Source organism: Mycolicibacterium fluoranthenivorans (assembly GCF_011758805.1).
Taxonomy (GTDB): Bacteria; Actinomycetota; Actinomycetes; order Mycobacteriales; family Mycobacteriaceae; genus Mycobacterium; species Mycobacterium fluoranthenivorans.
The window spans coordinates 2,102,369-2,128,425 of record NZ_JAANOW010000001.1; the positions used below are offsets into that span (position 1 = coordinate 2,102,369).

The 26,057-nt window shown below is 69.7% G+C and carries 3 protein-coding genes; all 3 read left to right on the forward strand.

Annotated features, from left to right (window positions below):
• The first annotated feature begins 1 nt into the window (after window position 1).
• From FHU31_RS10275 to FHU31_RS10285, 3 genes are read left to right on the forward strand one after another with little or no spacing between them, the layout of a single operon-like run.
• On the forward strand, window positions 2–1,714 hold the full coding sequence (locus FHU31_RS10275) for an ABC transporter ATP-binding protein (protein WP_167157964.1): 1,713 nt from the start codon (window positions 2–4) through the stop codon (window positions 1,712–1,714).
• Window positions 1,711–3,519 carry an ABC transporter ATP-binding protein gene (locus FHU31_RS10280; protein ID WP_167157966.1) on the forward strand — a complete coding sequence of 603 codons (1,809 nt, stop codon included), beginning with the start codon at window positions 1,711–1,713 and terminating at the stop codon, window positions 3,517–3,519. The genes FHU31_RS10275 and FHU31_RS10280 overlap by 4 nt, the downstream gene beginning before the upstream one ends.
• On the forward strand, window positions 3,516–26,057 hold the full coding sequence (locus FHU31_RS10285) for a non-ribosomal peptide synthase/polyketide synthase (protein ID WP_263987946.1): 22,542 nt from the start codon (window positions 3,516–3,518) through the stop codon (window positions 26,055–26,057). The genes FHU31_RS10280 and FHU31_RS10285 overlap by 4 nt, the downstream gene beginning before the upstream one ends.

Below are 26,057 nucleotides of genomic sequence, written 5' to 3' on the forward strand. Positions count from 1 at the left end.
AGTGCACGAGGCGCAACGGACCCGCACCGGCCTGGCCATCCTGTGGCGCACCGTCACCCGCAACGCTCGCCTGCTGACCAGCGGATCCCTGCTCATCTGCGTTCATCAGCTGTGTGAGGCCATGGTTCCGGTGCTCATCGGCGTGCTCATCGACCGCGCCGTGAAGCCCGGCGATGCCACGCAACTGCTGCTGTGGATCGGGGTACTCGCGGCCCTGTTCGTCGCATTGACCTCTGCCTACCGGCTGGGCGCGCGGCACCTGATGCGGGCAATCGCCACCGAGGGACACCAACTGCGGGTCGACCTGGCGGCCCGGATCCTGCACCCGCAGCGTCTGCGCACCACCCAGCGCACCGGTGAACTCCTGTCGATCGCCAGCACCGATGCCGACAACACCTCGTACCTGCTGGACTACATTCCCCGCATCGCCGGTGCGATCACCGCAATCGTGGTGTGCGCAACGGTGTTGCTCACCATCGACGTTCCGCTCGGCCTGGCCGTCCTGCTGGGTACGCCCGTGATCCTGTTCGTTCTGCACTTCGGCGGACCCGTGATCACCCGCAGGGTCGCCGACCAGCAGGAGCTCGCCGGTGAGGCCACCGCGATGTCGGCGGACCTGATCGCGGGGCTGCGTCCCTTGCGGGGGATCGGCGCTGAGCCGGCGGCCGCGCAGCGCTACCGCACGGTGAGCCGCGACGCGCTCGCGGCCAGCATCCGCGCGGCCCGTACCCAAGGTGTGTACCTCGGCTTCTCCACCGCGCTGAGCGCCCTGCTGGCCGTCGGGATCGCCGTGCTCGCAGGCTGGTTCGCGCTGCGCGGGGATATCACCGTCGGTCAACTGATCACCGTGATCGGGCTCGCCCAATTCCTGCTGGAGCCGTTCGGCACCATGGCCGAGGTACCCAGCTGGATCGCGGAGGCGCGAGCCTCGGCCGAACGTGTCGGCTGGATCGAGAATGCGCCGCTCACCCTGTCGCCGGGCGTCGGCACGCTGGGCGCCGGCCCGCATGGAATCGTCCTGGACGGGGTGCGGTACGGCACCCTGCAGGAAATCACGCTGCCTGTCGAGCCGGGCCAATTGGTCGGGGTGGTGACCACCCGGGCCAGTGACGCCGAGGCGATTGTCGCAGTGCTGTCCGGACAATTGGCGCGCGACGACTATGCCGGTGCGATCCGGCTCGGCGGCACAGCCTTGGAAGAGCTCGATCTCGCCGAAGCCCGGCGGGTCCTGCTGGTCGAACCGCACAAAGCCGACCTGTTCACCGGATCGCTGCGCACCAACCTGGTCATCGAGGGCGCGGGCGCGCCGAGGCTGGAGAAGGCGCTGCAGGCGTCCAGCGCGGTCGACGTGATCGATGTGCACCACGACGGGCTCGATCACCGCGTCACCGAGCGCGGCTCCAGCCTGTCCGGCGGTCAGCGCCAGCGCCTCACCTTGGCACGCGCGCTGCTGCACGCGGCGCCCGTGCTGGTGTTGCACGAACCCACCACGGCAGTCGACGCGGTGACGGAAAGTGCGGTGGCCCAGGGCATCGCCGACTTACGACATGGCCCGGAGACGGGCGATTTCACCACCGTCATCGTGACGAGCAGTCCGGCCCTGCTGGCGGTGGCCGATCGTGTGGTGCTGGTCGACGGTGGGCGAGTGGTCGTCGAGGGAACCCACGAGACGCTGCTGGACCGCCCCGACTACACCGCGGCGGTGCTGCGATGAGCGCCGCCGGCGAGGCGCTGACCGTCTCCGAGGACAAGCAGATCCTCCCCGTCGCGACCGGCCGCGAGACCTGGATCTGGCTGCGCCGTGAATTGCGTTCGCGCACCGCAGCATTGAGCGCCACCATCCTGGTCGGCGTCGTGGCGGCCGGGGCCGCGGTACTCCCGGTCTATGTACTCGGGGTACTCGTCGACCGGATCATCGACGGATCGCCGTCGTCGGTCATCATCACCGTCGCGCTGGTACTCGGAGCTGCCGCACTGGTGGGCGGCGCCGCCACCGGATGGTCGAACTATCTGATCGGCCGTCTCGGTGCGCTGATGCTCGCCGATCTGCGGGAAACCGGGGTGAACCGCGCGCTGACCCTGCCGAGCACGACCGTGGAACGAGTCGGGCGGGGCGACCTGCTGTCCCGGGTGAGCACGGATGTGGCGACCATCGCCAAAGCGGTGACGGACGTGTTCCCGACGATGTTCTCCGCGCTCATGCTGGCAGCGCTGACCTTGGTGTCGATGCTGGGCCTGGACTGGCGTCTCGCTCTGGCCGGCGCGGTCTCCATCCCGTTCTACCTGCTGGCGCTGCGCTGGTATCTGCCGCGCTCCGCGCCGCGATACGCACAGGAGCGCCGGGTGATCGCGGAGCGGTCGCAGGTGTTGATGGAGAGCATGCTGGGCGCTCCCACCGTGCACGCCTACCACGCCCACACCGTCCATCAGGACGGTATCGAGGATGCCTCGGCCCGGGTCCGGGATATCTCGATCGGCGTCTTCACGTTCTTCACCCGATTCGTGGGACGGATCAATCGCGCCGAGTTCATCGGTCTCTCGGTGATCCTGGTGGCCGGCTACTGGCTGGTGCAGCACGGGTCGGTCACCGTCGGACAGACCACCGCGGCGGCCCTGCTGTTCCACCGGCTCTTCGGACCGATCAGCATGCTGCTGTTCACCGTCGACGAGGCCCAGGACGCCGGGGCCAGTCTGGCCCGCCTGGTCGGCCTGGTGAGCATCCCGCAACCACCGGCTGTCGAACATCCCAGCCGCGCACCGCGAGATACCGCGCTGGATCTGACCGATCTCGAATTCAGCTATGACGGTGAGCATCCGGTCCTGCACCGGGTGACCGTGCGAGTGGAGCCCGGGCAGCGGGTGGCACTGGTCGGATCGACCGGTGCCGGCAAGTCGACCGTCGCCGGCATCGCCGCGGGAGTGCTCACCCCGCAACACGGCAGCGTGCGCATCGGTGGCACCCCGCTAGCCGACCTCACCCCCGAGCAGCGGCGCAAGCATGTCGCGATCATCAGCCAGGACGTGCATGTGTTCGCGGGCACGCTGGCCGACGACCTTCGGCTGGCCAAGCCCGACGCCACCGACGCCGAAGTGCTTGCGGCGCTGGATACCGTCGGCGCAGGGGACTGGGTCGCCGCGCTCGAAGACGGTGTGCAGACGGTGGTGGGCGAGGGTGGGCATGAGCTGACCTCGGCCCAGGCGCAACAACTGGCGCTGGCACGGCTGCTGCTTCTCGATCCGGCGGTCGCCATCCTGGACGAGGCCACCGCCGAGGCGGGCAGCCTGGGCGCACGCGACCTGGAACGCGCCGCGGCAGCCGTCACCGAGGGGCGCACCACACTCGTCGTCGCCCACCGTCTCACGCAGGCGGCCACCGCCGATCGGATCGTGGTGATGGCGCACGGCGACATCATCGAAGAGGGGACCCACGCCGAGCTGATCTCGGCGCAGGGTCGGTACGCCCAGCTGTGGCGTGCCTGGGCGGCGCATCACACGGATGCGGAGAGGACGGACGCGTGACCACGATCCCGGGTATCGACGACGGACTGACCCCCGATGACCGCCTGAACCTGTTGCGGCAGTGGAATAACGACACCTGGCCGGCGGCCACCACCACCGTGCCCGAGCTGTTCGCCCAACAGGCGCGTCTGACCCCGGATGCACTGGCTGTAGTGTCCGGTGCCACCAGGCTGACATATCGCGGCCTCGCGCTGCGCGCCTACCAGCTGGCCCATCGCCTTCGCGCCGTCGGTGTGACGCACGAGCAGGTGGTCGCGATCGCGGTCCCGCGCTCGCCCGAGATGGTGGTCGCGGTGATCGCGATCCTCGCCGCCGGCGGTGCGTTCGTGCCCGTCGATCCCCAGTGGCCCGCCGAGCGCCGCAGTCAGGTGCTGGCAGACACGAAGGCCACGGCGGTACTCGTCGCGCCCGGCGACGGGCGCGACGACGACCCCCATCCGATCGAACTCGACCTGGACAACTGGGCTTTCGAAGACCAGCCGGCCATCGCCCCGGTCGTGGACATCGATGACAGCCAACTGGCGTACGTCATCTTCACCTCGGGCTCCACCGGCAAGCCCAAGGGCGCGATGATCCGGCACGAAGCCATCTGCGAACGCCTCAACTGGCAGGCGCAGGAGATCCTGGGCTTCGGGCCCGGCGACGCGTCCCTATTCAAAGCACCACTGTCCTTTGACATCTCGATCAACGAAGTGCTGCTGCCGCTGGTGTCCGGAGGCTACGTCGTGGTGGCCGACCCAGGCGGGGAACGGGATCCGCAGTACCTGCTCGATCTGATCGCCACCGAGAAGGTGACGTTCGTCTATCTGGTGTCCTCGATGCTCGATGTGCTGCTCGAGCTCGCCGACGGGACCACCCTGCTGTCCGGCCTCAAGCATGTCTGGTGCGGCGGTGAGGTGCTGACCCCGGCGCTGTTCGACCGGTTCCGGTCCCAGCTGTCCACGACGCTCTACCACGGTTACGGTCCCGCCGAGGCCACCATCGGCGTCTCCCATGTCATCTACCGCGACAGCGCCGAACGTATCGAGACCTCGATCGGACGGCCCAACCCGCACACCCAGCTCTACGTCCTCGACGACGACCTGCACCCGGTGCCGGTTGGGGAGGGCGGCGAACTCTACGCGGCGGGCTTCCTGCTGGGCCGCGGCTACGTCAACGCTCCCGGACTCACCGGTGCCCGGTTCATCGCGAACCCGTTCGCGCAGGACGGATCCCGCATGTACCGCACCGGCGACCTCGCAAGGTGGACCGCCGATGGCGTGCTCGAGTTCCTGGGCCGCGTCGACAACCAGGTCAAGATCCGCGGGATGCGCGTCGAGCTCGAGGAGATCGAGGTCATCCTCGCCGCCCACCCGCAGGTGCGCCACGCCGCGGTGATCCTGCGTAAGACTCCCGTCGGCGGCGCACAGCTCACCGGTTACGCCCTGTCCACCACGGGTGCCGATCCCGACGAGTTGCGGGCCTGGTGCGCACAAAAGCTGCCCGAGCACATGGTGCCGAACTCGGTCATGGTCCTCGACGAATTCCCGGTGACCGCCAACGGGAAGATCGACCGGCGGGCGCTGCCCGAACCGGCTCTCGCCGCACCCGGCGCCGGCGCACCGGTGACCGACCCACGCGTGCAGGCGATCTGCGCTATCTACGCCGAACTGCTCGGCGTGCCGTCCGTCGGAGCCGACGCCGACTTCTTCGCCCTCGGCGGCGACAGCATCGCCGCCATGGGTCTGGTCAGCCGAGCCCGCCGGATGGGGCTGCGCGTACGGCCACGTGATGTCCTGACCCTGCGTACCCCGGCCGAACTCGCCGCCGCGGTCACCGATATCGCGGGACCCGCCGCGACAGCGCTGGAGGGCACCGGTGAGATCGAGCCGACCCCGATCCTGGCCTGGCTGGACGAAATCGGCCACGGCACCGAGGGTTTCTTCCAATCCGTCATCCTGCACACCCCGGTGGGGCTCACCCTGCCCACGTTGACCGCGATGCTCGACGCCCTGCTGGACTGCCACGACCTGTTGCGGGCACGGCTGGGCGCCGGTGCGGGACTGACGGTGCCACCTGCTGGCGCGGTGACCGCGGCGGAGGTGCTCACCCGTGTCGACGGATCCGCCGATATCGGGACCGAACGTGACCGTGCCGTCGCGCGGTTGGCTCCCGCGTCGGGCCGCATGCTGCAAGCGGTGTGGCTGGACGCCGGCGCGGGCCGTCCCGGTCGGCTGCTCCTGGTCATCCATCACACGGTGATCGACGGGGTGTCCCTGCGGGTACTCGCCGAGGATCTGGAGTCGGCATGGTCGGACGTCGCCGCCGGCCGCCCGATCACCATGGCCACACCCGACACCACCTTCCGGACGTGGTCGACCGAGCTGCGGGCCGCGTGCGCGCGGAGCGAGTTCGCCGCCGACGAGCAGTACTGGCTGCGAGTCGTGGCGGTCGACGATCCGCAGCTGGGCAGCCGTCCGCTGGACCCGGCCGTCGACACGGTCGCCACCGAGGCCAGGCTCACGGTGCGACTGGACGAGGACGTCACGGCGCGGCTGCTCGGTCCGGTGCCCGCCGCGATCCGGGGCGGGGTCAACGATGCACTCGTCACCGCACTGGCCGCCGCGGTGGCGTACTGGCGGGGCGACGCCGGTGGCGTGCTCCTCGAACTCGAGGGACACGGCCGGGAGAGCGACCACCTCGGCGCCGCAGGTGATCACCTCGACCTGTCTCGCACCGTGGGCTGGTTCACCACCTTGTTCCCCGTCCACGTTCACCCCGGTCCCGCAGGCTGGGCCGAGCTGATGACGGGCGGACCGGCGCTCGGCGCCGCGGTCAAGACCGTCAAGGACCAACTGCGTGCCGTGCCGCGCAACGGACTGAGTTACGGTGCGCTGCGCTATCTTTCCGGGCGGTCGGACCTTGCCGTCGCCCCGCAGATCCTGTTCAACTACCTCGGCCGGTTCACCGGTGCCGGTGAGCTGCCCTGGGCCCCGGCCGATACCGGCCACGACGCGGCGATCGGCGAGGACCGCGACCCGCGCATGCCGCTGCCGCGTGCCCTCGAGATCAATGCGATCGCGGTGGCGGCCGGCGACGGTGTGTGTCTGGAAGCGACCTTCAGCTGGCCTGCCGGTGTGCTCGACCGCGACCAGGTTTCGCGGCTCGCGCGGTGGTGGACCGACGCGTTGACCGCCATCGCGCACAGCTCGCACGTCACCGGTCCCACACCGTCGGACTTTCCGCTGGTGACGCTGACCCAGGCCGACGTGGATGCGCTACCGGCGCCCGTGGTCGATGTGCTGCCGCTGTCACCGCTGCAGGCCGGCATCTACTTCCACTCGACCTATGCCGACGGCGATCCCTATGTGGTGCAACAGATCATCTCCTACGACGGGCCGGTGGACCCGGTCCGGATGCGCCGCGCCGCCGACGCCGTGATCGCGCGGCACCCGAACCTCGGCGCGGCCTTCCGCGCGCTGGCCGACGGCAGCCTGGTGGCCGTTCTCGGTGCCGCGCCCGCCGTGCGATGGAACTACCACGACCTGAGCGCGCCGGCGGGTGCGGACACCCGAACCCGCATCGACGAGATCGCCGAACAACAACGCACCGAACCCTTCGACCTCGCCGCGCCACCGCTCATGCGGTACACCCTGCTCCGCCTGGCGGCCGATCGGCATGTACTCATCCAGACGGTGCACCACCTCATCGCCGACGGCTGGTCGGTACCGATCGTGCTGCGGGAACTGGCCGCCCTGCACGACAACCCCGATACCCACGCCCTGCCGGCGCCGGCCCGCTACCGCGACCACCTGGAGTGGCTGCACCGCAGCGCGCCGGCCGGGTCGCAAGCCGCGTGGCGCGCCGCGCTCGACGGTGTCGACGAACCGACCCACCTTGCCGACGCACTGCCGCCGCATGACCGCGGCGACACCGGATTCGGCAAGGTGAGCGCCGACCTTCCGGCCCAGATCGCCGACTGGGCCACCGGACACGGCGTCACCGTCAGCGCGGTACTCGGCGCGGCATGGGGTATCACCGTCGGCCAGCTCACCGGCCGCACCGATGTGGTCCACGGCAGCACCGTCTCCGGTCGCGGCAGTGACGTTCCCGGCATCGACGATATGGTCGGCCTGCTGATCAACACGGTGCCCGCGCGCACCCGCTGGACACCGTCGGACACCCTCGCCGACGTGGTACAGCGCCACGCTCAGGCACAGGCCGCCCTGTTCGAGCACCACCACGTGGCCCTGGCGGACATCCAGCACGCCGTCGGGGTGGCAGAACTCTTCGACACCCTGGTGGTCATCGAGAACTATCCCGCCACCGACAATCACACCGCCGCGATCCGCGTGACCGGCATGGACGTCATCGAGGCGCCGCACTATCCGCTGACCCTGATGCTCAAGCCGGGGAGGGATCTGCACGTCGCGCTGACCCATGACCGTGCGGTGCTCGACACGGCGACCGCCGAGCAGGTGCTGGCCCTCTTCCGTAGGACGCTGGCGGCCGTCCTCACCGAGGGCGACACGACCCGGTGCAGCGATATCGACGTGCTCGACCCGGCCGGCCGCGATGAGGTGCTGCGCGCGGGCGCCGGTGCGCCCGCGCGTACCGGCACGGTCCTGGAACTCTTCGACAACCAGGTCCGCCGTACCCCCAGCACCGTCGCCGTCAGCGACACCGGCACGCGGCTGACCTACCGCGATCTCGACGACCGATCGGCCGCCCTGGCCGGGGCGCTGGTGGCTGCGGGCGTGCGACGCGGTGACCTCGTCGCGGTGGCCACCAGCCGGACCACGTCGATGGCCATCGCCCTGCTCGCCGTGTTGCGAAGCGGCGCAGCCTATCTGCCCATCGACCCCGGGTATCCGTCGGCGCGGATCACCTACATGCTCGACGACGCGCGACCCAAGGTCGTGCTCACCGACGGCACGACGCTGCCCGACCACGGCCTCCCGGTGGTCAGCACCGACGCCGCGGGCCGGCCATGGCGCGACACCGTCCTCGATCCGGATGACGCCGCATCGGTGGTCTACACCTCCGGCAGTACCGGGCGCCCGAAAGGCGTCGTCGGCACACACGGTGCACTGACCAACCGGCTGTCGTGGGCCAGGACGGCGTGGTCCCGCGACCGCGACGATGTGCGCATCGCCAAGAGTTCCATGAGCTTCATCGACGGCACCACCGAGTTGCTCGGCGCACTGGTCGCCGGCGCCACCACGGTCGTCGCCGATGACGCCACCGCCAAGGACGGTGCGGCGCTGGCCCGATTGGTCGACGACGTCGCTGCCACCCAACTGCTGGTGGTACCCAGTTTGGGCGCGGCGATGGCCGAGGTCGCGAGCAACAAGTTCGGGACCATGGCACGCTGGATCTGTAGCGGTGAACCACTGGACGCGGCCACTGTCGCTGCACTGCAACAGGTGTCGCCAGAAGCCGAGATCGTCAACTCCTACGGTTCCTCCGAGGTCACCGGCGATGTGCTCGCCGGAGTAGTGACGGGAGCCGTCACGCTCGGCCGGCCGGTCCCGGGCTGCCGGATCTACCTGCTCGGACCGGACCTGTCGCCGGTGCCGCCCGGCGCCGTCGGCGAAATCTATGTGGGCGGGGTGCAGGTGGCCCGCGGATACCTCGGTCAGCAGGCCAACACCGCCGCCCGGTTTGTCGCCGACCCGTTCAGCGAGGGCGGTGAGCGGCTCTACCGCACCGGCGATCTGGCGCGCTGGACGCCGGAGCGCACGGTCGAGTATCTCGGCCGCGCCGACAATCAGGTCAAGGTCAACGGGTTCCGCGTCGAACTCGGCGAGATCGAGACCGCCCTGGCCGGGCTGCCCGATATCGCCGAGGCGGTGGTCACCGCCCGCCGGCACCGTCTGGACGGGTATGTGGTCGCCCGCGCGGGATGCCGACCCGACCCGGAAGCGGTCCGGGCCGCGCTCGCCGGCGTCCTGCCGGCCCACATGATTCCGGCCACCGTCACGGTGCTCGACGCGATCCCGTTGCTGCCCAACGGGAAACGGGACAGATCGGCGTTGCCTGAGCCCGCGCGGACCGTGTCGCGGACGGCGCCGCGCACAGCCTACGAGGAACTGATCTGCGCGACCTTCGCGCAGGTGCTGGGCACCGAGGACGCCGGAATAGACGAGGATTTCTTCGCGCTGGGCGGAGACAGTCTGCTGGCGCTACGCGTGGTCAACAGGCTGGCCGGGGCCGGACTCACGCTGGCCACCAGCGAGCTGTTCCGGCTGCGCACCGCACGCGCGCTGGCCACCGCGCTGGGCGCAGAAGCCCCCGCCATCGCTGCGGTGACACCGCAAGCATGGCACGGACTTTCCGAGGACGAGCTGGCCCTGCTGACCGCGTCGAGCCCCGTCGAGGTGGCCGAGGTGTGGCCACTCTCGCCGCTACAGGAAGGCGTGTACTACCAGTGCACCTACACCGACGACGTCAACACCTATCTGGCACAGAATGTCTTCGACTTCGACCATCGACTCGACGTCGACGCCCTGCGGGTCGCATTCGGGGCCCTGCTGACCCGTCACGACAACCTGCGCGCCGGATTCACCAGCGATGACCTGTCGCGGCCCGTGCAATACGTGGGACGGTTCGTGCCCGCCACGGTCGCCGAGGTGGACCTGTCGAACCTGACCGCCGATGTCGCCGAAGCTCAGCTCGCCGGGGTGATGCGCACCGACAGCGAAACCCCCTTCGATCTGCGGATGCCACCACTGGTGCGTCTCACCGTCATCCGGCTGCCCGACCGCGGTGACCGGCTGCTGCTGACTTGCCACTTCCTGCTGTGGGACGGCTGGTCGCGTGAGCTGGTCCTGCGGGAGTTGTTCGCGCTGTACAACTCCGGCGGCCTGCGTGGCGTGCTGCCCGCGGGTACGGCCACCTACGCCGACTACCTGCGGTGGGTGAGTGCGCAGGATCGCGCCGCCTCGACACGGGCGTGGTCGGAGGCGCTGGCCGGTCTCGACCAGCCGACCCTGGTCGCCCCGCCGGAGGGCACCGGTGCCGAACCGGTGATGCCGCAACGGGTCTACGGCGAACTGTCCGCGGAGATCACCGCACTGCTCGACCAGCACGCCCGTCGCACGCAGACCACGGCCAACACCGTGCTCACCACCGCGCTGGGCATCGTGCTCGGGTATGAGACCGGAAGCACCGACGTCGTCTTCGGCACGACGGTGGCCGGGCGCCCACCGGTGCTGCCCGGTGTCGAGCATGTGATCGGACAGTTTCTCAACACCGTCCCGGTCCGGGTGGACATGGCGCCGACGTCGACGGTGACCGAACTGCTGCGTGCCGTGGAGGATTTCCGGCTCGACCTGATGGCCCACGACTACCTCGGCCTCGGCGATATCACCCGCGCCACGGGTCAGCAGCAGCTCTTCGACAGCCTCTATGTGCTGCAGAATTTCCTGGACGACGACACCTTCACCGATTTCGAACGCGAACAGGGCATCGTCGGCGTCGACTTCGTTGACACCACGCACTACCCGTTGACCTGGGTGCTCACCCCGGGGGAGCGGTTGCGGATCAAACTGGAGTACCGGCCCGATGTGATCGATGCCGACACCGCGGCGGTGATGGTCGCCCGGCTCTGCCGCGCGGTCGAATTGCTGTTGACCCAGCCGGATTCTCAGGTCGGGGCGCTCGACCTGACGCTGGCCGCCGAACACGAAACACTGGTGCGGCAGTGGGACAATGTCGAACACGAGATCGGCACGGAGACCATCGCCGACCTGCTGGCCGACCGTGCCGCGTCGTGCCCGGAGGACATCGCGCTGGTCTTCGGCGCCCAGCGACTCACCTACGCCGAACTCGACGAGCGGATCAACCGGCTGGCACGGCTGTTGATCGCGCACGGCGCCCGCCCGGAACAGGTGGTGGCACTGGCATTGCCCCGCTCGGTGGACATGGTGGTGGCGCTGTTCGCGGTCCTGCGTACCGGGGCGGCCTATCTGCCGTTGGAGCGCGACTATCCGCCGGCCCGACTCACCGGCATGCTCGACGACGCGCGCCCGGTGCTGCTGGTGTGCCCGGAATCGAGCACCGAACTCGCCGCGCACCAGACCCGCCTCGGCGGCACGGTCGTGAGCCCGGACAGCGCAGCGGTGACGCACGCACTGTCCCAGACATCTGGAATTGCGCTGTCCGACAGCGAACTCGGTGCCTTCGTGGGCGTGCGGCGGCTCGAGTATCCGGCCTACGTCATCTTCACCTCGGGCTCCACCGGACGCCCCAAGGGTGTGGTGACGCCCTACCGCGGCCTGACCAACATGCAGTTGAACCACCGGGCCGAGATCTTCGCACCGGCGATCGCCAAGGCCGGTGGCCGGCGGCTACGCGTCGCGCACACCGTGTCGTTCTCCTTCGACATGTCGTGGGAGGAGCTGCTGTGGCTCGTGGAGGGCCACGAGGTGCACATCTGCGATGAGGAGTTGCGCCGGGATGCCACCGCACTGGTGGCGTACTGCCACCAGCATCGGATCGACGTCATCAACGTCACCCCGAGCTATGCCCACCACCTCTTCGAAGAAGGCCTGCTGGGTGAGCTCGCCTCGGGTTCATCCCCCGTCGCTTCGCTCGCCCGAGGTTCTTCCCCCGTCGCTTCGCTCGCCCGAGAAGGCGGCCACGCGCCGACCCTGGTGCTGTTGGGTGGCGAAGCGGTGTCCGAGGAGGTGTGGAACCGCCTTCGGGACCGGCCGGACAGCACCGGTTACAACTTGTACGGCCCCACCGAGTACACGATCAACACCCTGGGCGGCGGCACCGACGACAGCGTCACCCCGACCGTGGGCCGGCCCATCTGGAACACCCGTGCCTATGTCCTGGACGCGTGGCTGCGCCCGGTACGCGACGGTGTGATCGGCGAGTTGTACATCGCCGGTGCGGGTTTGGCGCGGGGCTACCTGAACCGGGCCGGTCTGACCGCCGACCGCTTCGTCGCCGACCCGAACGTCGCGGGCGGGCGGATGTACCGCACCGGAGACCTGGTGGCCCGGCGCGCCGACGGCAGCGGGATCCTGGACTTCTTCGGCCGCAGCGACGATCAGGTGAAGATCCGCGGATACCGGGTGGAACTCGGCGAGGTGGCCGCGGCGCTGCGGGCCCTGCCCGGGATCCGGCACGCCGTGGTGATCGCCCGAGCGGCGGGCTCCACCAAACAGCTCGTCGGTTATGTGGTGCCCGAAACCGCTTCGGAGCCAGGCGAACTGGCCGCCGAACTGCGCGCGGCACTGGCCCGGACTCTGCCCGACTACATGGTGCCCGCGCTGTACGGCGTGCTGGACACCGTCCCGCTCACCGTCAACGGCAAGCTGGACACCAAGGCACTCCCCGAACCCGTCACTCCGGCAGCCGGTGCCGCGCGTGCCCCGCGTGACGGGCGCGAAGTCCTGTTGGCCGGCATCTTCGCCGACGTCCTCGGGCTCCCCGAGGTCGGCATCGACGACGACTTCTTCACCCTCGGCGGGGACAGCATCTCGTCCATCGCGGTGTCCGGGAAGGCCCGCAAGGCCGGCCTGGCCCTCACCCCGCGGGATATCTTCCGGCGCCGCACGGTATCCGCCTTGGCCGCATCCGTCACCGAGACCACGCCCGATATCGTCGTCGCCGACAGCGGCGTGGGGCTGATCTCGGCGACGCCGATGCTCGCCGAAACCGCACAGTCCGGCACCCCGCTGGACAATTTCCACCAATCGATGGTGTTGGCCACCCCGGCCGGAATCACCGGCGAGCAACTCGAACTCGTGCTCGGCACGGTGCTCGGGGCACACGACATGCTGGGCGCCCGGCTGGACCGAACCGGCGACGGCTGGACCCTCACCGTGCCCGAGCGGGTGCTCCCGGTCGTGGTCACCCGCCGGACGGGTGCACTCACGGCAGCCGATATCGATGCCGTCGTGACCGCCGCGGCCGCCGAACTCGACCCCGCCGCCGCCACGATGGTGCGCGCGATCTGGTACCCGGGCACCGGGACGGACCAGGGTCGGCTGCTGCTCGTCATCCACCACCTGGTGATCGACGGAGTGTCCTGGCGCATCCTCACCGAGGACCTGACCCGGGCCTGGTCGGACGTGACGGCCGGGCGTACCCCAGCCGCAGAGGACGTTCCGACCTCCTTCCGTACCTGGTCTGAAACCCTCTGTGCCGCAACGTTCACCGACGAGGTCGAGTACTGGAACCGGGTGCTGGCCACTTCGGACCCCGATCTGGGCCACCGCCCCCTCGACCCGGCCGTCGATATCGCGGAAACGGTGATCAGCCATACCGTCTCGCTGCCCGCGCAGATCAGCGCGGCACTGCTGACCAGTGTGCCCGCCGCCATGTACGGCGGTGTCAACGACGTACTGCTGACCGGTCTGGGTCTGGCCGTGGCCCAGTGGCGCGCCGACCGCGGCCACAGCGACACCACGGCCACCGTGCTGAGCCTGGAGGGGCACGGCCGCGAGTCCGATCTCGTGCCGGGCCGGCTGGACCTGTCCCGCACCGTCGGCTGGTTCACCTCCATCTACCCGGTGGCGGTCGACCCCGGCGCGGTGTCCTGGGCGGACGTGCTGGCCGCCGGTGCACCGCTGGCGGCGGCGGCCAGGGCCGTCAAGGAACAGCTGCGCGCGGTACCGAATCGCGGCTTGGGCTACGGCGTGCTGCGCTATCTCGACCCGTCGGCACCGATCAGCGGTGCCGCACCCCAGATCCTGTTCAACTACCTCGGCCGGTTCGCCGGGGGCGCGGGCCGGGACTGGGAGCCCGTCGACGAGATCGGTGCGCTGCGCGAGGGCGTCGATGACACCAATCCGGCGATGCCCCTGGAGATCAACGCCATGGCCGAGGATCGGGCCGACGGCACGGTGCTGACCATGACACTGTCCTGGCCCGCCGGGTTGATCGAGCCCGCAGACGTCCACGAACTGGCCGATGTGTGGTCGCAAGCGCTGGACGCGCTGACCCGTTGTGCGGCCCTGCGCGGGCACACCCCGTCGGACTTCGGCCTGATCAACGTCAGCCAGGACGACCTGGACGACTGGGCGCAGCTCGGCGAGATCGAGGACGTCCTCCCGCTGCTGCCGCTGCAGGAGGGCATGTACTTCCACAGCGCCTACGTCGATGCGGCCTCGGGCGACACGGACACCTACCGCGTGCAGCAGATCGCCGAGATCAGGGGACCCGTCGATGTGGAGACGCTGCGCGCCGGCGTGATCGCGACCGTGCGCCGCCACCAGGCACTGCGCGCCGCATTCCGCGAGATGCGGGACGGCCGGATCGCCCAGGTCATCTGGGCGGATGCCGCGGTCGAGTTCACCGCCACCCGCGGTGAGGTGGCTCGTATCGCCGAACAGCAGCTGGCGCGGCCCTTCGTGCTGTCGGACGCGCCGCTGGTGCGCTACACCCTGGTATCGCTCAGCGATACCGAGCACCGGCTGATTCAGACGATGCACCACATCGTCGCCGACGGCTGGTCCTACCCGGTGATCTTCGGCGATATCGTCGCCCACTACAACGCGGGCCTCGGCGCGGCCACCGGGTTGCCCCCGGTGATCGCCACGTTGCGGGATCACGTCGAGGCGGTCACGGCCGGGGGACAGCACCACGCGGCCTCCCGCGCGGCCTGGTCGACGGCGCTCGCCGGGGCCGAGTCGACCATCGTGTTCACCGCCGACCGGGACACCATCGGCGCACACCGCAGTGTCGTGCGCCGACTGTCACCGGAACTGACCACCGCACTCACCGCCACCGCCCGGCAGCGGGGCGTCACCGCGAGCACCGTGCTGCACGGTGCGTGGGGCCTGCTGCTGGGCCGGCTGCTGGACCGCACCCAGGTGGTCTTCGGGTCCACGGTGTCCGGTCGCGGGGGAGAGCTGGCCGGGACCGATTCCCTTGTCGGACTGCTCATCAACACCGTGCCGGTGCCGATGAGCTGGCAGCACGACACCCCGATCGGCACCGTCATGGCACAGCTGCAGGAGCAGCAGAGCGCCCTGCTCGACGCCCAACAGCTGGGGCTGGCCGAACTCGCCAGGCTGGCCGGAGTACGCGAATTCTTCGACACCATGGTGGTGGTCGAGAACTTCCCGGCCACCGCCACCGCCACGCCGGACGATCCGCGGGCGCTGACCTTCCTCCGGTTCACCGGCACCGACGCCCCGCACTATCCACTGTCCTTCGTGGCCTATCTCGACGAGCGGCTGGGCATCGAGATCAAATACGACGCCGACGTGGTGACCGAGGCCGAGGCGGCGCGGTACGCCGAACGCGTCGAACACCTCTTGGCCGCCTTCGCCGAGGACCCCGACGCCCCGGTCGCCGCCGTGGACCTGCGTACCGAGGCCGAACGGGCCAGGGTCGCCGCCGACGTGGCCCGTTGCGGTCCGGACCGGACCCTCGTCGACACCTTCGCCGAGGTGGTCCGCCGAGCACCGGACGCCATCGCCGTCAGTTGCGGTTCCGAGCGGCTCACCTACGCCGACCTCGACGCGCGATCCTCGGCCGTCGCCGCGGCCCTGGACGAGGCCGGCGTCGCACCGGAATCCCGTGTCGCCGTCGCACTGCCACGCTCGGTCGACCTGATCGTCGGTCTGCTCGCGGTACTCAAAGCGGGCGGCGCCTACGTCCCGTTGGACCTCGACTCACCGGCCGCGCGCCTCCAGCACATCGTCACCGACTCCGCTCCGGTGTGCGTGCTCACGGATGTGCCCGACCGGGTGCCCACCGGATCGGCCCGGACGGTGCTGCTCGCCGACGCCGCCCGCCACACCGGCCCGACCCCGCGCACCCGGGTCGACGCCGACCATCCCGCCTACCTCATCTACACCTCCGGTTCCACCGGTGTGCCCAAGGGCGTGGCCGTCGCGCACCGTCAGGTGGCCGCGCTATTCGACGGGGCGGCAACGCTGTTCGACTTCGGCCCGTCGGACGTGTGGACCATGTTCCACTCCGCGGCCTTCGATTTCTCGGTATGGGAACTGTGGGGCGCGCTGCTGCACGGCGGGCGGCTGGTGATCGTCGAGCAGGCCGTGGCCCGGGACCCGGACCGCTTCGTCGACCTGCTGACCGACGAAGGCGTGACGGTGCTCAATCAGACGCCATCGGCGTTCTATCCCCTGATCGAAGCCGACCAGCGCCGCCGGCCGGCGTGGTCGCTGCGCTATGTGATCTTCGGTGGGGAAGCCCTGGACACCTCCCGACTGTCGGGCTGGTATGACCGGCATCGCAGCGACGCACCGCAGCTGGTCAACATGTACGGCATCACCGAGACCTGCGTGCACGTCTCGTTCCGGCCGCTGTCCGCGACCGACGCGGGTGCGCCCCAGAGTGTGATCGGCGGGCCCATTCCCGGTCTGCAGATCCACCTGCTCGATGGTGCCCTGCAGCCGGTACCCACCGGTGTGGTCGGCGAAATGTATATCGCCGGTGGGCAATTGGCCCGCGGCTATGCCGGCCGGCCCGGGCTGACCGCGGCGCGTTTCGTCGCCAACCCGTTCGGTGGCGAGCGGCTGTACCGCAGCGGCGACACCGCGATGTGGACCGAAGCCGGTGAACTGGTCTACGTCGGACGCTCCGACCAGCAGGTCAAGGTGCGTGGCTACCGCATCGAACTGGGTGAGGTGGAATCCGCGTTGGCGGCCCTGCCCGGGATCACCAACGCGGCGGCCGCCGTGCACACCGATGCGGCCGGACGAGCCCGGCTGTTCGGATATCTGGTGGGCCCCGCCGAGATCGATATCGCCGCCGCGCGTGACGAACTCGCCACCCGGCTGCCCGGATACATGGTGCCCTCGGCGCTGATCGCTCTCGATGCCCTGCCGCTGACGGTCAACGGGAAACTGGACCGCGCTGCGCTGCCGGCGCCAGCCGAACCTGCGCAGCGGGACGCGCCGGTCCCGGCCGCCGACGGCACCGCCGGGGTGCTCGCGGCACTGTGCACCGAGATCCTGGGCACCGTCGTCGGTGTCGACGATGATTTCTTCCGCATGGGCGGTGACAGCATCGTCGCCATCCAGTTGGTGAACCGCGCACGCCGGCAGGGGGTGCGGATCACGCCTCAGCAGGTGTTCACCGCGCGCACGCCGGCCGGCCTCGCCGAGGCGGCCGGAGCGCGGGCGCCGCAGCCCGCGGGATCCGACGATGCGGGGCCCGACCTCGGCGAGGTCATGCTGACCCCGATCGTGCAACGGCTCGCCGAGCTCGGCGGCACCGTATCGCGGTTCAATCAGAGTGAACTGGTGCGTACACCCGCCGGCGCCACCCACCGGCAACTCGAAACGGTGGTCAACGCCCTGGTGTCCCGCCACGACGCGCTGCGGCTGCGTCTGCACCGCCCGGCGCCGATGCTGTGGTCGCTGGAAACCATGGCGGGCCAACCCGTTCCGGTTCGGCATGTCGACGCCACCGCATACGGGGACGAGGAGCTGCGTGGACTGCTCGGCACGGAGTCCGACGCCGCCGCCGACCGGTTGGACCCTGACACCGGCGTCGTGGTGCAGGCCGTCTGGTTCGATCTCGGTGCCGATCGCCAGGGCCGGCTGCTGCTGGTGGCCCACCACCTCGCCGTCGACGCGGTGTCATGGCGCATCCTCATCGACGATCTCGGCGAATGCTGGAATCAGATTCAGCACGGCAGTCCGATCGTTCTCGACCCGGTGCCGACCTCGCTGCGTACCTACGCCCGGGCGGTCAACGAGAACGCCCAGCAGGCAGCCCGATTGGCCGAGTTCGAACACTGGTCGGCCACCCTGGCACCCGGCGGCGAACTCGACCCGCAGGTCGGCACGGTGGCGCTCAGCGTCGGGTCGACCCGCGATCACGAGATCCGGCTGACCGCCGCCGAGTCGCTGCCGCTGGTGACCACCATGCCCGCCGCGGCGAACGCGGATGTCAACGAAACCCTGATCGCGGCCCTGCACATCGCGGTGCAACGCTGGCGTGGGACGGCAGCGCCCCTGGTGCTCGACCTGGAGCGACACGGCCGCGACGGATGGAGCGAAGAACTCGACCTGTCCCGTACGGTCGGATGGTTCACCGCCATCGCGCCGGTCAGGCTGGAACCGGTCGACGGCGCGACGCTCCTCGACGTCCTCAAGGACGTGAAGGAACGACTGCGCGCCGTCCCCGGCCACGGGCTGGGCTTCGGCCAGCTGCGCTACTGCAACCCGCGCACCTCGGCGGTGCTGAGCCGGCTGGCCACACCGCAGGTGTTGTTCAACTACCTGGGTCGGTGGGCGTCGGACTCCGACGGTGACTGGGCTTCGGCGCCTGAGGTCGATGCCCTGCGCGTCTCGCCCAACCCCGATCTGGGCACGCCCTACCTGCTGGAGATCAACGTCATCTGCGATGAGACGCGGGACGGACCGCGGCTGCGCGCCACGCTGACCTATCCCGACGGTGAGTTCGACGAAGCTGCGGTCACCGACTTGGCCGACCATTGGGTCGCGGTACTGCGCGAGTTCGCCGAAAGTACGACCGGCACCGCGGGAGCGCTGACACCGTCGGATCTGCCCCTGGTCGACCTGACCCAACAGCAGATCGACCGGATCACCGAAAGCACTGCGGTACAGACGATCTGGCCGCTGTCGCCGTTGCAGGAGGGCGTCTATTTCCAGGCGCGCTACTCCGATGCCGCGGTGTACATCGTGCAGAACGTGTTCGATTTCGCCGACCCGGTGGACACCGCCGCCCTGGGCACCGCGTTCGCCGCCGTGATGCGCCGCAACCCGGTGCTGCGATCGGGATTCCGGGCTGATGACCTGGCGCAACCGGTGGCCGTCATCGCCGATAACCCGCTGTGTGAACCGGAAGTCATCGATCTGTCGGCCCTGACGGTCGCGCAGGCGCAGGACCGGATCGAGGAGATCACCGCCGCGGACCGGCTGCGTACCTTCGACATCGCCGAGCCGCCGCTGGCCCGGTTCACCGTTGTCCGCACCGCGGGCATCGACCGGCTGATCTTCAGCTACCACTTCCTGCTGCTGGACGGCTGGTCGCGCGAGCAGCTGCTGCGCGAACTGTTCGCCGAGTACGCGGCCGCCAAACACGGTGCGCCGTCGGCGAATCTGCCCGAACCGGTGGCACAGTTCACCGACTACCTCAGGTGGCTGGCCGGACAGGATCGCGACGAGTCCGGCAGGCAGTGGGCACGCGCCCTCGCCGATCTGCCGGCGCCCACGCTGCTGGTTCCCGACGCGGTCGGCACCGCGCCGACACTGGCGCTGCGGCTGGACTTCTTCCTCACCGAGGAGCAGACCGCCCGGCTCACCCAGGCCGCGCGGGACTGCGGTGTCACGCTCAACGCGCTGATCAGTACCGCGCTCGCGTTGGTCTTGGCCTACGAAACCGGCAGCGACGATGTGGTCTTCGGCTCCACCGTGGCCGGGCGGCCTACCGATATCGACGGGATCGACACGGTGATCGGGCTTTTCCTCAACACCGTGCCGACCCGGGTCCGGCTGCGGCCGCAGACGACGATCGCCGACGCCATGCGTGCGGTGCAGAACGATCGCCTGCAGTTGATGGATCACGAATACCTCGGGCTGGGAGACATCCAGCGCGCGGCCGGGATTCAGGGCGCCCTGTTCGACAGCCTGTACGTGCTGCAGAACTTCCTGGACGACGACACTTTCACCGATATGGAGGCCGAGTACGGCATCGTCGGTCACGACTCCGTCGACGCCTCGCACTACCCGTTGACCTGGGTGGCCTCACCCGGGCGCCGGTTGTGGATGAAGCTGGAGTACCGGCCCGACGTGGTGGACCGCGCGCACGCGCAGCGTCTGCTGGACCGGCTGCGGCAGGTCCTGATTCACCTGGAGCCCGCGGACACCCTGGGCGCCGCGGAGCTGGTTCTCCCGCAGGAGTCCGGTGCCCTCATCGGCCGCGGCGCTGCGACTCGGCACCCGCTGCCCGCGGTGACGGTGGTGGATCTGCTGGCCGAGCGCAGCGACGCCGCGAGCGGTCTCACCGCCTTGGTCTGCGGTGCCGAGAGCTTCGACTACCGACAGCTCGACGCCCAGCTGAACCGGACGGCCGGATTGCTCCGCGCCCGTGGGATCGGGCCGGAAACGACGGTCGCGCTGGCCATCCCGCGATCCATCACCGCCGTGGTGGCACTGTTCGCGGTGTTGCGGTCCGGTGCGGCCTATCTGCCGCTGGAGCTGGACTATCCGGATGACCGGCTGGCCGTCATGCTCGCCGACGGCGCGCCGGCCTGTGTCGTGACCACTCGCGAGGTGGCCGGCCGGATCGGCGCGGTCGCCCCGGCGACCTGCCCGGTGCTCATCCTCGACGACGCCGACACCGCCGCCGAGCTCGCTGCGGCGCCGCCGGTGTGGGACGGTCTCCGGCCGGGCCTGGACGATCCCGCCTACGTCATCTACACCTCCGGGTCCACCGGTAAACCGAAGGGTGTGGTCACCCCGCACCGCGGGCTGACCAATATGCACCTGAACCACCGCGAGGCCATCTTCGCGCCCGCCATCGCCAAAGCCGGCGGGCGGCGCCTGCGCATCGCGCACACCGTGTCGTTCTCCTTCGACATGTCGTGGGAGGAGCTGCTGTGGCTGATCGAGGGCCACGAGGTGCATATCTGCGATGAGGAGTTGCGCCGCGACGCCACCGCACTGGTGGCCTACTGCCACGAGCATCGGATCGACGTCATCAACGTCACCCCGACCTATGCGCAGCTGCTCTTCGAACAGGGCCTGCTCGATGGTTCCGGGCACGCACCCGTGCTGGTACTGCTCGGCGGTGAGGCTGTCTCGGCCACCGTGTGGAACCGGTTACGCGACAGCGACACCAGCTACGGCTACAACCTGTACGGCCCCACCGAATACACCATCAACACCCTCGGCGGCGGTACCGACGACAGTGCGACCCCCACGGTCGGCACGCCGATCTGGAACACCCGCGGCTACATCCTGGATGCCTGGCTGCGGCCGGTGCCGGACGGGACGCCGGGTGAGTTGTACATCGCCGGGGCGGGGCTGGCCCGTGGGTACCTGCGCCAGCCGGCCCTGAGCGCGAGCCGGTTCGTCGCCAACCCGTTCCAGGTCACCGGCGACGAGGACGCCCGGATGTACCGAACCGGTGACCTGGTGGTCCGCCGTGCCGACGGCAACCTGGACTTCCTGGGCCGCACCGACGATCAGGTCAAGATCCGTGGCTACCGGGTGGAACTCGGCGATATCGAGGCTGCACTCACCGCGCACCCAGAGGTCACCCAGGCCGCCGTCATCGCGCGGCCCGACCCGAACACCTCCGGCTCACACCGGTTGATCGGCTATCTCGTCCCGGCCGCCGGTGCTGATCTGGACCTGATCCGACGGGTGCGCACCCACCTCAAGGCCGGGCTACCCGGTTATATGGTGCCTTCGGCGCTGGCGGTGCTCGACGCCCTGCCAATGACCGACAACGGCAAGCTCGACACCCGCGCCCTGCCCGAGCTCGAACATCAGCAGTCCGGGAGCCGACCGCCGCAGACGGCGACGGAGGAGACGTTGTGCGCGCTGTATGCCGAGGTGCTGGGCCTCGACCGGGTGGGCGCCGATGACGACTTCTTCGACCTGGGCGGACATTCTCTGGTCAGCATCCGGCTGATCAACCGGGTGCGCGCGGCCCTGGGCGTCGAGATGTCCCTCCGCGATGTCTTCGACGCACCCACCGTCGCCGAACTCGCGGCACATCTGGACGGCCGGCCGCGAGTGATCCCACGTCCCGACCTGACCGCGATGCCACGGCCCGCACGGATTCCGGCGTCACCGGCTCAGCAGCGGCTGCTCATGCTGGGCAGGCTCGGCGGGACCACCGAAAAAGGTTCTGTCGCCTACAACTACCCGCTGGCCTTCCGCGTGGAGGGGGAGTTGCGGCTCGACGTCCTCGATGACGCGCTGGCCGATGTGCTGGCCCGCCACGAGTCGCTGCGCACTGTGTTCGCCGAACACGACGGGCGCTACGTCCAACAGATCCTGGCGGCCGGCACGCGGGCACCCCTGGAGGTGATCGATTGTGCGGCAACCGCCCTCGACGAGAGAGTGGCCGCTGCGGTGGCTCGGCCTTTCGACCTGAGCGCGGAAATCCCGCTGCGGGTCACCGTGCTGCGAACCGGACCGCAGGACCACACCGTGGTGCTGCTGCTGCACCACATCGCCACCGACGAATGGTCCGACGGCCCGTTCCTCGCGGACCTCAACCGCGCCTACGCCGCCAGGCGCAGCGGCGCCGCCGCCCCACTGCCCGACCTGCCGGTGCAGTACGCCGATTACACGTTGTGGCAGCGGGAACTGCTGGACCGGGTCGGCTCCCGGCAGCGCGAGTTCTGGCGCGCCACGCTGAGCGGCGCACCCGATGAGCTGACCCTGCCGACCGATCGGCCCCGGCCGGTACACCCCAGCGGGGCCGGCGGTGTCACGTACTACGACGTTCCGGCGGACACCGCTGCGGCGCTGCGTAATCTGACGGCGCGGCATCAGGTCAGCCCGCTGATGGTGCTGCACGCCGGTGTCGCCGCGCTGCTGCACCGCCTCGGTGCCGGCGACGATATCGTCGTCGGCACGCCGGTGGCCGGGCGTGACGAAGCCGCACTGAACGAGGTGATCGGTTTATTCGTCAACACGCTGGTACTGCGGGCCGATATCTCGGGCAATCCGACCTTCGCGGAACTACTGGCCCGGGTCCGCACCGCCGACCTGGCCGCTTTCGCGCATCAAGAGCTGCCCTTCGATCAGCTCGTCGAACTGCTCAATCCGCCTCGGGTGGCGGGCCGGAACCCGTTGTTCAACGTGTTCGTCGGCTACCACCTGCGCGACGGTGACAGCACCGAGATGTTCGGGCTGCCGACCCGGTGGAGCGAACCGGATGTGGCGGCCGCCATGTTCGATCTCGGGTTCACCCTGATCGACGACCGGGCCGACGGTGGCGCCGCGATCATGGCCGAATACAGCGCGGACCTGTTCGACGCCTCGTCGGCCCGTACCCTGGCGGGCCGACTGGTCGCCGCCCTCGGACAGTTCGCGCGGGACACCGGACTTGCGGTGGGCGCGGTCGATCTGCTCGACGATGACGAACGCGCGACCCTGGCGGCCCGGAACGCCACCGACCATGCGATCACCCGGATCGGGCTGGGCGGATTGGTGTCCCGGCAGGCCGCGCTGACCCCCGATGCCGTCGCCGTCCGGTTCGAGGGTGAGGACCTGAGCTACGCGGAGCTGGATGCCTGGTCGGACCGCTTGGCCGCCACCCTGGATGTGGGGGCGGACAGTATCGTCGGGGTGTCACTGCCACGGTCGGTGGAACTGATCGTCGCCTTGGTGGCGGTGGCCAAGTCGGGCGCGTCCTATCTGGCGCTCGACCCGGACTACCCGCCGGATCGGTTGCAGTACATGGTCGCGGATGCGCAGCCGGCCGTCGTGCTCGCCAACCCCGCGGTGATCCGGCTCGTGCGCACCGAACCGGCGCGCCCGCCGCTACCCGAGATCGACCCGGCGGCATGGGCATACGTGCTCTACACGTCCGGATCCACGGGCCGGCCCAAGGGCGTGGCCGTCACGCATGCCGGCATCGTGAACCGGATCGCCTGGCTGCAGGACGCCTATGCGCTCACGGATCAGGATCGGATGCTGGTGAAGACACCGATCAGCTTCGACACCTCGGTGTGGGAGGTGTTCTGGCCGCTGAGCGTGGGCGCCACGCTGGTGCTCGCCCGGCCCGGCGGCCACCGGGACCCGGCCTACCTCGCGGAAACCATTGTCTCCCAACATGTCACGGCGGTCGACTTTGTGCCGTCGATGCTCGAGCTGTTCCTGGACGAGCCGCGCGCGGCGCAGTGCGGGACACTGACCCGGGTGACGGTCGGTGGCGAGGCGCTCACCGATGACCTGGCCGCCCGGTTCGGCGCCGCCCTCGGGGTGCCGCTGCACAATCTCTACGGCCCGACGGAGGCGGCCGTCGACGTCCTGGGCTGGACCGCGGACGGCGGTCCGGTGGCCCTTGGCGTTCCCGGCTGGAATGTGCGCGCCCACGTACTCGACGGCTACCTCAACCCGGTCCCGGACGGCACGCCGGGAGAGCTGTATCTGGCCGGTGTGCAGTTGGCGGACGGGTATCTGCACCGCCCGGGCCTGACCGCAGAACGCTTCGTCGCCGACCCGCTGGGCACCGGCGCTCGGCTGTACCGTACGGGCGACGTGGTGCGCTGGCGCGGCGACGGCCAGCTGGAATATCTGGGCCGCAGCGACGATCAGATCAAGCTGCGCGGGGTGCGCATCGAACCCACCGAGATCGAGACAGTGCTGGCCGCCCATCCCGGGGTGGCCTCGGCGCGGGTGGTGGTCCGCCACGACCGGCTGGTGGCGTACTACCTGCGGGCCGCCCTGTCGACCCCGGACGCGCTGCGCGAACACGCCGCGGCCGCCCTGCCGATCCACATGGTGCCCTCGGCATTCGTGGAACTGACCGAGTTCCCACTGACCCCCAGCGGCAAGCTGGACCGTAATGCGCTGCCCGAGCCGCAGATCACCGCGGGCACCGGACGCCCGCCGCAGACACCGGAACAACACCGGCTGTGCGCGCTGTTCGCCGATGTCCTCGGCGGCGCAATCACCACCATCGACGACGACTTCTTCGCGCTCGGCGGCCATTCGCTGCTCCTGGTGCGTCTGGCGGCGGCGATCCGGCGCGAGTTCGGCGTCGACGTTGCCGTGGCGGACCTGATGGTGAGTCCGACCGTGGCCGATATCGCGCCGCTGTTGCGCGGCGACGCGGACCGTGACTCGGCCGGCCTGGCGGCGGTGCTGCCCCTGCGCGCGAACGGATCAGAGCCGCCGCTGTTCTGTGTGCATCCGGCCAGCGGTCTGAGCTGGCAGTTCGCCGGATTGAAACGATATGTGCCGGAAAGCATTCCCCTCTACGGACTGCAGTCCCCACTGTTCTCCACCGGTCGGTTGCCCGGCACCATCGCCGAACTCGCCAGTGATTACGCCGATTCGGTGGAGCGGGTGGCGCCGAACGGGCCGGTCCGGTTGCTCGGCTGGTCGTTCGGCGGTTCGATGGCGCTCCTGATCGCCGGTGAGCTGCGCCGCCGGGGCCGCGAGGTCGGCTTCGTCGGCATGCTCGATGCGCGTACCGACGTCACCCCGGACACCGCCTTCGACGCCGACGCGGTATTGGGCAGCCTGTTGCGTGAGATGGGCTTCGCCGTTGCACCCGGTGTGCGGCTGACGGTGGCCGATGCGGTGACGCTGGTACGTGAGAGCGGTGACGCCATCGCGATGCTCGATGACACGCGGATCGCGCAGGTGATCGAGAACTACGTCGCCGCAGAGCGTTTCACTGCCGGAGCCGATTACGGCCGGTTCGACGGTGACGTGTTCTTCGTGGATGCCGCCATCCTGGAGATGGACTTGCACGGCGTCGCGTCACACGGCTGGTTCGCGCACGTCGGTGGGCGGTTGGAGGTGGTGTCGCTGAACTGCCGGCATTCCGAGCTGCTGGACGCCGACACGCTGGAACATCTCGGTCCGCTGATCGCGGCGCGACTGCACGGCGATCGGGACGTGTGA